Annotated in this window: 12 protein-coding genes; 7 read left to right on the forward strand and 5 right to left on the reverse strand. The window is 75.2% G+C overall.

Going from position 1 to position 14,644, the window contains the following annotated elements; all coding sequences use genetic code 11:
* Positions 1–23 precede the first annotated feature (23 nt).
* On the forward strand, positions 24–1,421 hold the full coding sequence (locus HH311_RS07470) for an ethanolamine ammonia-lyase subunit EutB (RefSeq protein WP_169182984.1): 1,398 nt from the start codon (positions 24–26) through the stop codon (positions 1,419–1,421).
* Complete coding sequence (gene eutC, locus HH311_RS07475) at positions 1,418–2,152, forward strand: ethanolamine ammonia-lyase subunit EutC (RefSeq protein ID WP_169182985.1); 735 nt, start codon at positions 1,418–1,420, stop codon at positions 2,150–2,152. Before HH311_RS07470 ends, eutC begins: the two co-directional genes overlap by 4 nt.
* Here the strand turns inward: eutC and HH311_RS07480 are convergent.
* Together HH311_RS07480 and HH311_RS07485 are read right to left on the reverse strand one after the other, a co-directional pair.
* Entirely contained in the window at positions 2,149–3,429 is a 1,281-nt protein-coding gene (locus HH311_RS07480) for a hypothetical protein (RefSeq protein WP_169182986.1), read from the reverse strand. The two genes, eutC and HH311_RS07480, sit on opposite strands and share 4 nt — an antisense overlap.
* A 79-nt stretch (positions 3,430–3,508) precedes the next feature.
* Complete coding sequence (locus HH311_RS07485) at positions 3,509–4,876, reverse strand: acyl-CoA dehydrogenase family protein (RefSeq protein WP_169182987.1); 1,368 nt, start codon at positions 4,874–4,876, stop codon at positions 3,509–3,511.
* 104 nt (positions 4,877–4,980) lie between these two features.
* Here HH311_RS07485 and HH311_RS07490 point away from each other — a divergent pair, with 104 nt between their 5' ends.
* From HH311_RS07490 to HH311_RS07510, 5 genes are all read left to right on the forward strand, one after another.
* Positions 4,981–6,558, forward strand: a complete 1,578-nt coding sequence (locus HH311_RS07490; RefSeq protein WP_248292258.1) for an Rv2578c family radical SAM protein — start codon at positions 4,981–4,983, stop codon at positions 6,556–6,558.
* A gap of 98 nt (positions 6,559–6,656) precedes the next feature.
* A complete protein-coding gene (locus tag HH311_RS07495; RefSeq protein ID WP_169182988.1) occupies positions 6,657–6,992 on the forward strand; it encodes a hypothetical protein in 336 nt (111 codons plus the stop codon).
* 84 nt (positions 6,993–7,076) lie between these two features.
* Positions 7,077–8,921, forward strand: coding sequence for an aspartate--tRNA ligase (gene aspS, locus HH311_RS07500; RefSeq protein ID WP_169182989.1), 1,845 nt, complete (start codon positions 7,077–7,079; stop codon positions 8,919–8,921).
* 4 nt (positions 8,922–8,925) lie between these two features.
* Positions 8,926–9,879 carry a DUF389 domain-containing protein gene (locus HH311_RS07505; protein WP_169182990.1) on the forward strand — a complete coding sequence of 318 codons (954 nt, stop codon included), beginning with the start codon at positions 8,926–8,928 and terminating at the stop codon, positions 9,877–9,879.
* Between the two features lie 114 nt (positions 9,880–9,993).
* On the forward strand, positions 9,994–11,262 hold the full coding sequence (locus tag HH311_RS07510) for a hypothetical protein (RefSeq protein WP_169182991.1): 1,269 nt from the start codon (positions 9,994–9,996) through the stop codon (positions 11,260–11,262).
* Here the strand turns inward: HH311_RS07510 and HH311_RS07515 are convergent.
* The 3 genes from HH311_RS07515 to HH311_RS07525 all read right to left on the reverse strand — a co-directional run bounded on the left by HH311_RS07515 (position 11,250) and on the right by HH311_RS07525 (position 14,418).
* Positions 11,250–12,665 carry an MFS transporter gene (locus HH311_RS07515; RefSeq protein ID WP_211189773.1) on the reverse strand — a complete coding sequence of 472 codons (1,416 nt, stop codon included), beginning with the start codon at positions 12,663–12,665 and terminating at the stop codon, positions 11,250–11,252. The genes HH311_RS07510 and HH311_RS07515 overlap by 13 nt on opposite strands.
* Positions 12,666–12,781: 116 nt before the next feature.
* Positions 12,782–13,939, reverse strand: coding sequence for an aminotransferase class I/II-fold pyridoxal phosphate-dependent enzyme (locus HH311_RS07520; protein WP_169182992.1), 1,158 nt, complete (start codon positions 13,937–13,939; stop codon positions 12,782–12,784).
* The gene (locus tag HH311_RS07525) at positions 13,939–14,418 is read right to left on the reverse strand and encodes an Lrp/AsnC family transcriptional regulator (protein ID WP_169182993.1); all 480 of its coding nucleotides are present in this window, start codon (positions 14,416–14,418) and stop codon (positions 13,939–13,941) included. The genes HH311_RS07520 and HH311_RS07525 overlap by 1 nt, the downstream gene beginning before the upstream one ends.
* Between the last annotated feature and the right edge of the window lie 226 nt (positions 14,419–14,644).

Genomic DNA, 14,644 nt, shown 5'->3' on the forward strand with positions numbered 1-14,644 from the left:
CGCCGGGCGCCAGGCTGGCCACCATGAGCTGGACGGCCACCGTCGGCGGGCACTCGTACCGCTTCACCGACCTGCGCGACCTGCTCGCCAAGGCCTCGCCCGCGCGCTCGGGGGACGTCCTGGCCGGCTGCGCGGCGGGCTCGGCCGCCGAGCGCGTGGCGGCCCGCACGGCGCTCGCGGACCTGCCGTTGGCGCACTTCCTCGACGAGGCCGTCGTCGCGTACGAGGACGACGACGTGACCCGGCTGATCGTGGACACCCACGACGCCGACGCGTTCGCCCCGGTGCGCTCGCTGACGGTCGGCGGGTTCCGGGACTGGCTGCTCTCGTGGGAGGCCGACACCGCCGCGCTCACCGCGCTCGCGCCCGGCCTCACCCCGGAGATGGTCGCGGCGGTCTCGAAGACCTGCCGGGTCGCCGACCTCGTCGCGATCGCCGCGAAGACGCGCGTTGTCACCGGGTTCCGCACGACCCTCGGCCTGCCCGGCCGGCTCGCGACCCGGCTGCAGCCCAACCACCCGACCGACGATCCCGTCGGCATCACCGCGAGCATCGTCGACGGCCTGCTCCACGGGTCCGGGGACGCCGTCGTCGGGATCAACCCCGCGACCGACCGGCCGTCGACCGTCCGCGGCCTGCTCGAGCTGCTCGACGACGCGCGGCAGCGCCTCGACGCGCCGATCCAGTCCTGCGTGCTCACCCACGTGACGACCACGCTCGAGCTCCTCGAGCAGGGCGCCCCGGTCGACCTGGTGTTCCAGTCCGTGGCCGGCACGCAGGCGGCCAACCGCGGGTTCGGCGTCACCCTCGAGCAGCTCCGCGACGCCCGGGAGGCGGCGCTCGCCCTCGGCCGGGGCACCGTCGGGAACCAGGTGACCTACTTCGAGACCGGGCAGGGCTCGGCGCTCTCCGCCGACGCCCACCACGGGGTCGGCGGCCCCGTCGACCAGCAGACCCTCGAGGCCCGCGCCTACGCGGTGTGCCGGGCGTTCGACCCGCTGCTGGTCAACACCGTCGTCGGGTTCATCGGCCCGGAGTACCTCTACGACGGCAAGCAGATCCTGCGCGCCGGCCTGGAGGACCACGTCTGCGGCAAGCTCCTCGGCGTCCCGATGGGCGTCGACGTCTGCTACACCAACCACGCCGAGGCCGACGCCGACGACATGGACACCCTGCTCACGATGCTCGCGGCGGCCGGGTGCTCGTTCGTCATCTGCGTGCCGGGCGGGGACGACGTGATGCTGGCCTACCAGTCGCTGTCGTTCACCGACGTCCTCGGCGTCCGTGCGGTTCTCGGGCTGCGGCCCGCGCCGGAGTTCGAGGCGTGGCTCGCGTCGGTGGGGCTGCTCGACGACGCCGGGCGCGTCCCGCCGCTCGACCCCGGCGCCCTGCCGGCGCTGACCACCGGGATGGGCGCGTGAGCACCGCCGACGCCTGGCGGGTGCTGCGCGAGGCGACCCAGGCCCGCGTCGGGCTCGGGCGGGCCGGCGACGCGCTGCCCACCGCGGAGATCCTGCGCCTCGACGCCGCCCACGCACTGGCCCGCGACGCCGTGCACGCGCCGCTCGACGTCGAGGCCCTCGTGACGGACCTGCGCGGGGCGACCGGGCTCGACGTCGTGCGCGTGGCGAGCGAGGCCGGCGACCGGACGGAGTACCTGCAGCGCCCGGACCTCGGGCGGCGGCTCGCCGACGGTGCCGAGCTGACGGCGGGGGAGTGGGACCTCGCCGTCGTCGTCGCCGACGGCCTGTCCGCCCGGGCGGTGCAGGCGCACGCCGCCGGCCTGCTCGCCGCGCTGCTGGCGCGGCTGGAGGGCTGGGCCGTCGCGCCGCCCGTCGTCGCGACCCAGGCCCGGGTGGCGCTCGGCGACGACGTCGGGTCCCGGCTCGGCGCGGCCCTGGTGCTGGTGCTCATCGGGGAGCGCCCGGGCATGTCCGCGCCGGACTCGCTCGGCGCCTACCTGACGTGGGGCCCGCGGCGCGGGCGGGCCGACGCGGAGCGCAACTGCGTGTCGAACGTCCGCCCGCCGCACGGCCTGTCGTACGAGCGGGCCGCCGACGTGCTCGCCGCGCTGCTGACCGAGTCCCGCCGCCGGCAGCTGTCCGGGGTCGGGCTCAAGGACACCGGGGAGGCGCTGCCGCCGGCGGACTAGCCCTCGACGGCCTTGGCGGACCGGCGGCCGGCCGGGAGCCGGTCGACCAGCCGGCCGAGGCGCTCGGTCGTGCCCTGCAGCGGCGCGAGGGCGTCCGCGAGGACCTTGATCTGCCCGTCGAGCTCCTCGATGCGCCCGGCGACGGTGCGCAGGTCCGGGGCGACCTTGACCAGCTCCGTCGCCGCGACGGAGAGCTGCTGGTCGAGGCTGTCGAGCCGCGGGGGCAGGTCGGGGAAGGTCGTGTCGGCGTGGCGGGCGAGCACCTCGACGTGCCCGATGGCCCCGGTGAGCTTCTCGACCTCGGGCACGGCCTCGACCAGCGACCGGATCAACGGCACCCCGTCGGCGATCTGCTGCGCGGTCGGGACGGCGTCGGCGAGGCGCTCGAGGGTGGGCACGGCCGCCGCGAGGTCCTCGACGGTGCCGGTGGCGTCGGCGATGCGCTGCACGACGGGGACCGCGGCCGCGATCTGTTCGACGGTCCCGACGGCGCCGGCGATCCGCTCGATGGTCGGCACGGCTGCCGCGATCTGTTCGACGGTGCCGACGGCCTCGGCGATCCGCTCGACCGTCGGGACCGCGGCGGCGATCTGCTCGAGCGTGCCGAGGGCGCCGGCGATGGTGCTGACGTCGGCGGTGGCGGCGGCGAGGCGCTCGAGGTCGTCGACGGCGCCGGCGAGCCGGCCGAGGGACTCGACGGCCCCGGTGAGCTCGCGGATGTCGCCCGCGGCGCCCCCGATCTGCTGGAGGGCCGGGACCGCGTCGCGCAGGGCGTGGATGTCGTCGGCGGCCGCGCCGAGCTGCTGGAGGGCGGGGACGGCGGCGGTGAGCGCGTGGATGTCGTCGGCCGCGCCGCCGAGCTGTCGGAGGGCGGGGACGGCGGCGGTGAGCGCGTGGATGTCCTCGGCCGCCCCGCCGAGCTGCTGCAGCGCCGGGACGGCCTCGGCGAGCGCGTGGATGTCCGGGGCGGCGGAGGCGAGCGCGTCGAGGGAGCGCTGGAGGTTCTGGGCGAGCGGGAGCAGCGACTCGAGGACGACGGCCACCCGCGGGACGGCCCGGAGCGCGTCGACGACCAGCGGGCTGAGCTCGACGGTCGCGGTCCGGGCGGCCGAGGCGATGCCGCGCACGATCTGGGGGCCGTTGAGGGTGAGCTCGACGGCGGTGCGGGCCGACGCGGCGGCGAGGGCGTAGACGGTGTCCAGCACGCCGCCCGGCGCGGCCGGTCCGGTGCCGGACGACGCGGGGGCGGGCGGCCTCGACGTCGAGGACTCCGTCATGGGCTGCACCTCGGGCTCGGACCGGCGGCGGACTCGGGGGACGACCCTAGAGGGTCGCCGCCCGCGCCGCCCCGTGTGATCACCGTCCCGGGGACGCGAGCCGGCCGCCGAGCTCCAGGACGGACTGGGGGGCGTGCTTCGCGAGCTTCATGAACACCTCGCCGGCCCGGGCGCGGGCGAGCGACCCGTGCCCGAAGCGGCGGGAGAGCCCGCCGTGGTCGCCCGGGAGCTGGTGGTGCTGCGGGCCCTTGGCGGCCTCGGTGGCGAGGGTCCGCCCGATCACCATCCGCTGGATCTCGCTGGTCCCCTCGAAGATCGTGTAGAGCTTCGCGTCGCGGTACCACTTCTCGACGGGCAGGTCGGACACGTAGCCCCAGCCGCCGCAGACCTGCACGGCCTGCTCGGCGGCGCGCACCGCGACCTCCGAGGCCTTGAGCTTCGACATCGAGCCCTCGGCGAGGTGGAAGGGGACGCCGTTCGCCGCCATCCAGGAGGCGCGCCAGCAGAGCAGGCGGGCCGCGTCGATGTCCGCGGCGAGGTCGGCGAGCGGGAACGCGACGCCCTGGTTCTCGATGATCGGGCCGCCGAAGGCCTCCCGGCGCGAGGCGTAGTCGCAGGCGTACTCGAACGACGCGCGGGCCACGCCGAGCGCCATGGCCGCGACCATCGGCCGGGTCTGCTCGAAGGTCCCCAGCGCCGCCGAGTCGCCCTCGCCGCGGCGGGCCTTGTCGAGCTTGTGCTCGAGCTTGTCGTCGCCGCCGAGCAGGTTCGCGCCCGGGATGCGGCAGTCGGTGAACGAGAGCTCGGCGGTGTGCGACGCCCGGTGGCCGAGCTTGTCCAGACGCCGCACCTGCTCCATGCCCGGCGTGCCCCGGGGGACGACGAACATGGCCTGGCCCTTGGTGCCGAGGTCGGGGTCGACGACGGCGTTCACCACGGTCACGTCCGCGATCCCGCCGTTGCCGATCCAGATCTTCGTGCCGTCCAGCACCCAGTCGCCGCCGTCGCGGCGCGCCCGGGTCTGCAGGTTCGCGACGTCGGAGCCGCCCTGCGGCTCGGAGACCGCCAGCGCGGCGAGCTTGATGTCGCCGGGCTCGCCGAACATCTCCGGGGCCCACGTGGCGATCTGCTCGGGGGTGCCCGCCTGGTTCAGCGCGGAGAGGGCGAGCGCGGGCAGCACCGTCGTCAGCCCGATCCCCGCGCAGCCCCAGAAGATCTCCTCGAGGAACAGCGGGAGGGAGAGGCCGGTGGGGTCGGCGATGAGGTCGGCGTAGAACAGCGCGTTGTAGAAGCCCGCCCGGGCCGCCTCGTCGACGACGTCCCAGGGGCACTCCTGGAGCTGGTCGTACTTCGGTGCCGCCGGGCGGATCACGTCCTCGGCGAACGCGTGGGCCCGCCGGACGAGCTCATGGTGCGCCGGGGTCAGTTCCAGGGTGAAGCTGCTCATCGGTCACGTCCTCCTGCCGCAGAACCTGTGACAGCCATTACCGCGTACCGACGGTACCGAAACCTCGGGTACCGCGGTTGCCTCTCATGCGAACACGTGTTCGAATGAAGGGCATGCGATGGGCCGGGCAGCAGGTGGACGACGACGGGGCGCTCCCCGGGATGCCCGCGCTGAAGGGCCTCGTCCGCAGCGTGCGGACGCCGGAGTTCGCGGGGGTGACCTTCCACGAGGTCCGGGCCCGCTCGGTGCTCAACCGGGTGCCCGGCGCCTCGCCGATGCCGTTCTCCTGGACCGTCAACCCGTACCGGGGCTGCTCGCACGCGTGCACCTACTGCCTCGTCGGGTCCACGCCCGTCCTGCGCGCCGACGGCGGCACGACGCTGATGGCGCAGCTGCGGGTGGGCGACGCGGTGGTGGGCAGCGTCGTCGAGGACGGCCTGCGGCGGCTGGTGCGCACCACGGTCACCGCCCACTGGTCGCGCACCGTGCCGGTGGTGCGGGTGCGCCTCGCCGACGGCACCGCGGTCGACGCCGGCCCCGAGCACCGGGTGCTCACCACGGTCGGCTGGCGCCACGTCGTGCGCGAGGGCTGCGCCGGCGACGACGGGGTGTGGCTGGTCCCCGGCGACGTGCTCGTCGGCGCCGAGACGCTGCCCGCCCCCGGCCTCGCGGGGGTGCGCGACGTGCTGGCCGACTCGCGCGGCGCCGACCGCACCGTGGTCTCGGTGGAACCGGCGGGCCGGGAGACGGTGTACGACGTCACCACCGGCACCGGGGACTACGTGGCCGCCGGGCTGCTCCACCACAACTGCTTCGCCCGCAACACCCACACCTACCTCGACCTCGACGCGGGCGAGGACTTCGACCGCCAGGTGGTCGTCAAGCTCAACGCCCCCGAGGTGCTCGCCCGCGAGCTGCGCTCACCGCGGTGGACCCGCGAGCACGTGGCGATGGGCACCAACACCGATCCCTACCAGCGGGCCGAGGGCCGCTACCGGCTGATGCCGGGGATCGTGCGGGCGCTGCGCGGGTCGGGCACGCCGTTCTCGATCCTCACCAAGGGCACGCTGCTCGCCCGCGACCTCCCGGAGCTCGTCGCCGCGGGTGCCGACGTGCCGGTCGGGGTCGGCGTCTCGCTCGCGCTGCTCGACCCCGACCTGCACCGCTCGGTCGAGCCGGGCACCCCGACACCCCGGGCGCGGCTGGACCTGGTGCGCCGGATCGCCGACGCGGGCCTGCCCGTCGGGGTCTTCGTGGCGCCGGTCCTGCCCGGCCTCACCGACTCCGACGCGGCCCTCGACGCGCTCCTCGGCGAGATCGCCGCCGCCGGCGCGGCCGGGGCCACCGTGCTCGCGCTCCACCTGCGGCCCGGCACCCGCGAGTGGTTCCACGGGTGGCTCTCCCGCGAGCATCCCGAGCTGCTCGAGCGCTACGCCGAGCTCTACCGCCGGGGGGCGTACGTGCAGAAGGCCTACCGGGAGGACCTCACGGCGCGGGTGCGCCCGCTGCTGCGGCGGCACGGCCTCGACGGCGGCGGACACCACATGGGTGGCCGGTCCGGCGGGCGGGCGGGGACACCGGAGCCGGAGGCGAACCCGGAACCGTGGCCGGCGGGGGCGCTGCCGCGGCTGCCCGAGCGGGTGGTCACGGAGACCACCGCGGAGCAGCTCTCCCTCCTCTGACGCCTGTCCGGGCAACAGGTTGCTTCTCGTGCGCACCCGATGTCCGACGAACGCACCAACTTCCGATCCGGGCGGGCCGCCGGTGCGGACGCCTGGTCGTGAGCGCATCGACCGATCCGGACGTGGACCCCCTGGCGGCGCTGCCCCTGCTGCGCGAGGCCGGCGTGAGCGTGTCCTGGCAGGCCCTCGACGGGCGTACCGCGTGGGTGGCCGACCCGGCCACCCGGCAGGTGTGGATCTCGCGCAGCGTGCCGCGGGAGCTCCTGCTGCACTGTCTGGTCGAGGCCCTGGGGGTGCTCGACGCGGCGGAGCCGGCCCCGCCCGCGCCGCGTCGGGCCCCGCTCCGGCTGGTCCACGCGGGACCGGGGGACGGCGGGCCCCCGGACCGGAGCCGGAGTCGCGGGGCCGCGCTGCGGGTGCTCGACGGCGGCTGAGGACCCGGTCGTGGCCGGTCGATAGCCTGGTGTCCGGTGTCGGATCCAGGCACCGGACGGCGACGACCAGGAGATCCACCCCCGATGATGCGCACGCACCCCGCCGGCACGCTGCGCGCCGAGCACGTCGGCGCCACCGTCACCCTCGCCGGATGGGTGGCCCGCCGCCGCGACCACGGCGGCGTGGTGTTCATCGACCTGCGCGACGCGTCCGGCGTCGTCCAGGTGGTGTTCCGGTCCGGGGACGTCGCCGAGGCCAGCCACCGGCTGCGCTCGGAGTACTGCGTGCAGGTCACCGGCACCGTCGAGGCACGTCCGTCGGGCAGCGAGAACACCGAGCTGGCCACCGGCGCGGTCGAGATCAGCGCCACCGAGCTGACGGTGCTCTCGGAGTCGGCGCCGCTGCCGTTCCAGATGGACGAGACGCCCGGCGAGGACGTCCGGCTGCGCTACCGCTACCTCGACCTGCGCCGCGAGGGACCCGCGCACGCCATCCGGCTGCGCAGCGACGCGAACAAGATCGCGCGGGACACCCTGCACGACCGGGGGTTCGTCGAGATCGAGACCCCGACGCTGACCCGCTCCACCCCCGAGGGCGCTCGCGACTTCCTCGTCCCCGCCCGCCTGCGCCCGGGCAGCTGGTACGCCCTGCCGCAGTCGCCGCAGCTGTTCAAGCAGCTGCTCATGGTCGCGGGCATGGAGCGCTACTTCCAGATCGCGCGCTGCTACCGCGACGAGGACTTCCGCGCCGACCGGCAGCCCGAGTTCACCCAGCTCGACATCGAGGCGAGCTTCGTCGACCAGGACGACGTCATCGCGCTCGGCGAGGCCGTCGTCACCGCGCTGTGGTCGCGGCTGGCGGGCCACGAGATCACCACCCCGATCCCGCGGATGACCTACGCCGACGCGATGGCCCGCTACGGGTCGGACAAGCCGGACCTGCGGTTCGGCCTCGAGCTCACCGAGCTGACCGACTACTTCGCCGACACGCCGTTCCGGGTGTTCCGGGCGCCCTACGTCGGCGCGGTGGTCATGCCCGGCGGCGCCTCCCAGGCCCGCCGCACGTTCGACGGCTGGCAGGAGTGGGCCAAGCAGCGCGGCGCGCGCGGGCTGGCCTACGTCCTCGTCGGCGACGACGGGCAGGTCGGGATGGGCGGCCCGGTCGCGAAGAACCTCTCCGACGCCGAGCGCGAGGGCCTCGCCAAGGCCGTCGGCGCGAACCCGGGCGACTGCGTCTTCTTCGCCGCCGGTCCCCGCAGCGAGGCGCGGGCCCTGCTCGGCGCGGCCCGCGGCGAGATCGCCCGGCGCCTCGACCTCATCGAGCCCGGCTCCTGGTCCTTCGTGTGGATCGTCGACGCGCCGCTGTTCGAGGCCGCCGACGAGGCCACCGCGGCGGGCGACGTCGCGGTCGGCTCGGGCCAGTGGACGGCGGTCCACCACGCCTTCACCTCGCCGACCCCGGAGTGGGTCGACCGGTTCGAGGAGGACCCGGCCCACGCGCTCGCCTACGCCTACGACCTCGTCTGCAACGGCAACGAGATCGGCGGCGGGTCCATCCGTATCCACCGCCAGGACGTCCAGGAGCGGGTGTTCGCGCTCATGGGGCTCTCGCCGGCCGAGCAGCGGGAGAAGTTCGGGTTCCTGCTCGACGCGTTCTCGTACGGGCCGCCGCCGCACGGCGGGATCGCGTTCGGCTGGGACCGCATCTGCGCGCTGCTCTCCGGGGTGGACTCGATCCGCGACGTCATCGCCTTCCCGAAGACCGGCGGCGGCTACGACCCGCTGACCGGCGCGCCCGCGCCGATCACGGCGCTGCAGCGCAAGGAGGCCGGCGTGGACACCCCCGACAAGCCGGCGAACCCGGTGAAGCCGCAGGAGCGCCCGGTCGACGACCCGGGCGACGGGGCGGGCGGCACGGGCTCGGGGTGAGCCCGTGATCCGCGTCCGGACGCTCTGCCCGACGCACCGGACCGGTGACGTCGTCGAGCTGCTGCGCGCGGAGCCGGGCGCGACCCACGTCGTCGTGCTGCCCGGGGCGGCGGTCGAGCCGGCCGGCGACCTCGTCGAGGCCGACGTCGCGCGGGAGTCCGTCGACGGCCTCGTCGAGGCGCTGCGGGCCCTCGGCATCGAGCGCGACGGCGGGATCGAGCTGGCCCTGCTGGAGACGGTCCTCTCGCGGGCGGCCGACCGGGCCGAGGAGGAGGCGCCCGGCGAGGCCGCGGACGCCGTCGTCTGGCAGGAGCTGCTGGCCCGCACCGGGCAGGAGGCGCGGCTGACCGTGACCTTCACGGTGATGCTGACGATCGCCTGCGTGCTGGGCGCCGTCGGGGTGGTCACCGACTCCACGGTCACCGTGGTCGGCGCGATGGTGCTCGGTCCCGAGTTCGGGCCGCTCGCGGCGCTCGCCGTCGCCGCGGTGCGCCGCCGCCCGGCCCTCGCGCGCGAGGCCGCCGCGGCGCTCGTCGTCGGGTTCGCGGTCGCGCTGCTGGTGACGACGGCGGGCGCGGCGGTCGGGCGGGCGGTCGGCGCGATCAGCGGGACGGCGCTGAGGGACCTGGACCAGACCGCCTTCGTCTACCAGGTCGGTCCGGTCAACCTCCTCGTCGCGCTGCTCGCCGGGGTGGCCGGGATGGTGGCGCTGCTCGCCGGATCGGGCACCGGGGTGCTCGTCGGCGTGTTCATCTCGGTGACGACGGTGCCCGCGGCCGGGTTCGCCGCGGTGGCGGTGGTGCTCGGGGCGTGGCCGCAGGCCCTGGGGTCGCTCGCCCAGCTGGCCGTCAACGTCGTCTGCATCGTCGCCGCGGGGATCGCCGTCCTGCTCCTCGCGGACCGCCGGAGGCGCGCCGCGGCGGCCCGGATCCGGCCGCAGAAGCCGCACGCTGGGTGATCGCGCACGATCGGACCGTGGCCGACAGGACTCGGTCGTGCATCGATTCCGACTCCGTCACGTTCCGGCTACTCGCGGGTAGTGAACCTGGCGACGGGTAGGGTCCAACGTCTGATGACCCCGCTCACGGCCGACGACTCCGACGTCCCGTCCCCGCTCGACGACTCCTCGCACCCCCGCGGTGAGGACGAGGTCGACCGGACGGTGGCCCTCGCCGAGGACCTCCTCACCCGCCGCAGCGGGGCGCGGGTACGGCTCGCCGACGCCGAGGATCTCGGCGGCAGCACCCGCTCGCGGGTGGTGCGCGTCCGGGTCGCCGAGAACCCGTTCTCGCTGCCCCGCACGCTCGTCGTCAAGCACTACCTCGCGCCGCCGGACACCGATGCCGACCGGCCCGAGCGCGTCGACCCGTTCCCGTACGAGGCCGCGAGCTGCCAGCTGTTCACGGCGCTGCCGGCCGAGGACCGGGCGACGCCGACGCTCTACGCGAACGACCCCGAGCAGCGCCTCCTCGTCCTCGAGGACCTCGGGCGCTGCGCGAGCCTGGCGGACAAGCTCGACGGCGACGACCCCAAGGCCGCCGAGCGCGCGCTGCTCGGCGCCGCCCGCGCGCTGGGGAACCTGCAGGCGGTCACGGCGGCCCGGGAGGGCGACTTCGGGGCGCTGCTGCGCCGCTCCGGGGTGCGCCACTGGCGCGACCCGCTCGCCGACGACGCCCGCTCGGCCCTCGCCGAGATCCCCGACCTGCTCGCGCACCTGCTGCGGGTGGAGGCCGCGCCCGCGGCGGTCTCGCACGCCCGCTCGGCGGCCGGCCTGCTCGGCGGGACCCACTACCGTGCGTTCAGCCCGTCCGAGGTGTCCCCGGAGAACTGCCTGCTCACGGGGGCCGGGGCCCGCTTCCTCGACTTCGAGTGGGGATGCTTCCGCGACGTCGCCCTGACCGCCGCCTCGGTCCGGTTGCCGTTCCCCGGCTGGGGACGCCCCGCCGTCCTGCCGTCGGGCATGGCCGAGGCGATGACCGCGGCGTGGCAGTCGGCGGTCGCCGGGGTGTGGCCCGAGCTGGCCGACCTCGCCGTCTCCGGTCCACGTCACCTGGCCGCGACGACGCTGTGGGTGTGGGTCTGCACGCGGTCGCTGCTGCCCGGCGTCGTCGGGAAGGGCAACGGGCCGGAGCAGGTCGTCGTCGGGCGCCCGCCGCAGCACGCGGCGGCGGTGCTCGCGAGCTACTGGCGCCGCCTGCGCACCGACGCCGAGCGCCAGCGCGAGGAGGCGACGGCCGAGCTGGCCGACGCCGTCGTCGCCGCCCTCGAGCCCTACGGCGGCGACGAGCCGCTGCCGTTCTTCCCGGCGTTCTCCACCTGCCGGCGCGGTCAGGAGGCCTGACCGCGCGCGGCGGCGCTGACCCGGCCCAGTGAGCGGTCGGCCAGGGTGACCACGACGAACAGCGCGGCCGCCCCGAGCATGAACCACGCGAGGTCGTGCATGCCCGGGGTGTCCGCGCGCGGGGTGAGGAAGACCCCGCCGGCCGTCGACGCGACGATCGCGCCGAGGTAGTAGAAGGTCCGCAGCAGCCCGGCCGACGACCCGATCCGCTCGGGCGTGGCCTGGTGGTACACCGCGTTCTGGTTCGCCAGGTTGTTGAGTCCCTGCGGCACGCCCGCGACGAGGGCGACCACGACGACGAGCCAGAGCGCGCTCGTCGCGTCCAGCGTCAGCAGCAGCAGCGCCACCACGACCTGCGTCACCGCCCCGACCAGCAGCTTGCCGCGGATCTCCGGTCGGCGGCCGGTGAGGGTGGAGACGAGGATGCCGGTGCCGAACACCGGGAGCAGGACCAGCCCCGCGACCGAGGGGTCGAGACCCCGTCCCTCCTCGAGCCACTGCGTGTAGCCGTAGAGCAGCGCGTACGACGACACCGCGGTGAGGAGCGACCGGGCGTAGGTGGCGAGCAGCGGGCCGTTGCCGCCGAGCAGGCGCAGGTCGAGGAACGGCGACGACGCCCGCAGCTCCCACCACACGAGCGCGGCGCCCGCGGCGACCGCGAGCACGGGCAGGAACCACAGCCGCGCCTCGGGGTGGACGAGGAAGAGCAGCAGCGCCACCAGGGTCGCGGTGAAGAGCACGATCCCGGCGAGGTCGATCCGCGTCGCGAGCCCGGTCCGGGCGCTGCGCTCGGCGAGCGGCGCGCGCGGCAGCCGCCACGCCCCGAGCGCCAGGCACGCGAGGGCCAGCGGGACGTTGACCGCGAACGTCGCGTGCCAGCCCCCGACGGCGATGAGCAGCCCGCCGAGCGTCGGCCCGATGACGGCCACGGTCTGGGTGGAGACGGCGAGGACCGTGAGGATCGTCTGCGGGCTGTCCCGGCCGGTGCGCTCCGCCTCGCTGCGGATGAGGTGCATCGCCGCCGGATAGCCCGAGCAGGTGCCGAAACCGATGAGGACGCGGGCGACGACGAGGACGCCGAGCCCGGGCGCGAGGGTGCCCAGCACCCCGCCGACGCCGATGAGCACCGCGCCCACGAGGTAGAGCCGCCGCGGGCCGTACAGGTCGATGAGCCGGCCGACCACGGGCTGGCCGACGGCGGTCGCGAGGTAGAGGCCCGTGACCAGCCACGACGTCTCCGACGCCGGGGCCCCGAACGCGATCCCGATCGGCACCAGCGCGACGGCGAGCATCGTCGAGTTGATCGGGTTGAGGATCGCGCCGAGGATCATCGGCACGATCAGGCGGCGGTCGAAGGCCTCGTCGGGCCGGTCGGTCGCACGCCGCCGCAGGAAGGCGGTCATCGGGTGGGGCTCCCCACCGGGGTCGCCCGGTCGCGGCCGGTCGCCCCACGTCGTTGTCCAGAGCAACGATCCTAGGGGCGATCCGCCCGGTCGACACCGTGACGCGGGCGACCGCGTCAGGCGATGAAGCGGGCGATCCGCTCGAGGGCCTGCTCGAGCTGGGGGAGCGCGGTGGCGTAGGAGCACCGGACGTGGCCGTCCCCGGAGGGGCCGAAGACGTCGCCGGGCACGACGGCGACCTTCTCCTGCTCCAGCAGCCCCTCGGCGAACTCCTGCGAGGTCATCCCGGTCGAGCGGATCGAGGGGAAGACGTAGAAGGCGCCGCCCGGCTCGGGGCAGGTGAGGCCGAGCTCGTCGAGCCCCTTGGCGAACAGGCGACGGCGACGGTCGTAGTCGGCGACCATCTCCTCGACGTCGTCCTGCGCGGTGCGCATCGCCTCCAGCGCCGCGACCTGGGACATGTGGGGGGCGCAGAGCATCGTGTACTGGTGGATGCGGTGCATGAGCTGGGCCAGGGGCTCCGGGGCGCAGACGTAGCCCACGCGCCAGCCGGTCATCGCGTACGACTTCGAGAACCCGCCGAGCAGCACCGTCCGCTCCCAGGCGCCCGGCGCGGCGGAGGCCGGCGTGTGGGTGCCGTGGTAGGTCAGCCGGTCGTAGATCTCGTCGGAGAGCAGCCACAGGTCGTGGGAGACGGCGAGGGCGGCCATCGCCGCGAGGTCGCTCGCGCTCTGCGCGGAGCCGGTGGGGTTCGACGGCGAGCCGAACAGCACCGCCTTCGTCCGCTCGGTGACCGCCGCGCCGATGCGCACCGGGTCGAGCCGGTACGCCTCGGCCGGGTCCAGCGCGACCGGCACGGGGGTCCCGCCCGCGAACGCCACGCACGGCGCGTAGGCGACGTAGCAGGGCTCCGGGACGATCACCTCGTCGCCGGGGTTGAGCAGCGCCCGCAGCGTGAGGTCGAGGCCCTCGGAGACCCCGGACGTGATCAGGCACTCGTCCTCGGCGCGGTAGCGCACGCCGTAGCGGTCGGCGAGGTCGGTGCACACCGCCTCGCGCAGCGCGAGCAGGCCCGAGTTGGACGTGTAGGTCGTCGCGCCGTGCTCGAGGGCGTGGATCGCGGCTTCCCGGGCGCTCCACGGCGTCGGGAAGTCGGGCTCGCCGACGCCGAGCGAGATGACCCCCTGCATGCCCTGGGCGAGGTCGAAGAACTTGCGGATCCCCGACGGCGGGACGGCCCGGACGATCTCGGAGAACGGCTTGAGCGGCGGCATCAGGGGGACACCGCCAGCCGCTGGTCGGGCTCGGGGTCGGTGAGGAGCTGCCCGTCGTCCTTGTAGCGGCGCAGCAGGAAGTGGGTGTCGGTCGCCGTGACGCGGTCGATGCCGGAGAGCTTCTGCGCGACGAAGTCGGCGACCTCCTTCATCGACGCCCCCTCCACCTCGACCCGCAGGTCCTGCGCGCCCGAGACCAGGTGGACGTTCCGGATCTCGCGGAACCGGGCGATGCGCTCGGCGACGTCGTCGAACCCGCGCCCGCGCTCCGGCGCGACGGTGACGTCGACGAACGCGGTCACCCGCTCGTCGCCGAACCGGTCCCAGTCGACCACGGTCTTGTAGCGGCGGATCACCCCCGACGCCTCCCACGCCGCGATCTGCTCCCGCACCGCGGCCTCGTCGAGCCCGGTCAGGGTCGCGATGCGCTCGACGCTCGCGTGCGCGTCGGACTCCAGCACCGTGAGGATCTCCCGCATGGTCATCGACCCTATCCGGCGGTGCGGCCCGAATCCGGCGCGAGGGGAACCCCCGGTCGCCTAGAGCGACGCGATCCTCCCCTCGCGCGGGCGGGGGCGTGTGGCGGGCCGCCTGGGGGGATTCGCGCGAGGGGAACCCCCGGTCGCATAGAGCGACGCGATCCTCCCCTCGCGCGGACGGGGGCGTGTGGCGGGCCGGTCCGTCGCGGTTTCGAGCGAAGGGCAC

It is taken from the genome of Actinomycetospora sp. TBRC 11914, assembly GCF_012933465.1.
GTDB lineage: Bacteria > Actinomycetota > Actinomycetes > Mycobacteriales > Pseudonocardiaceae > Actinomycetospora.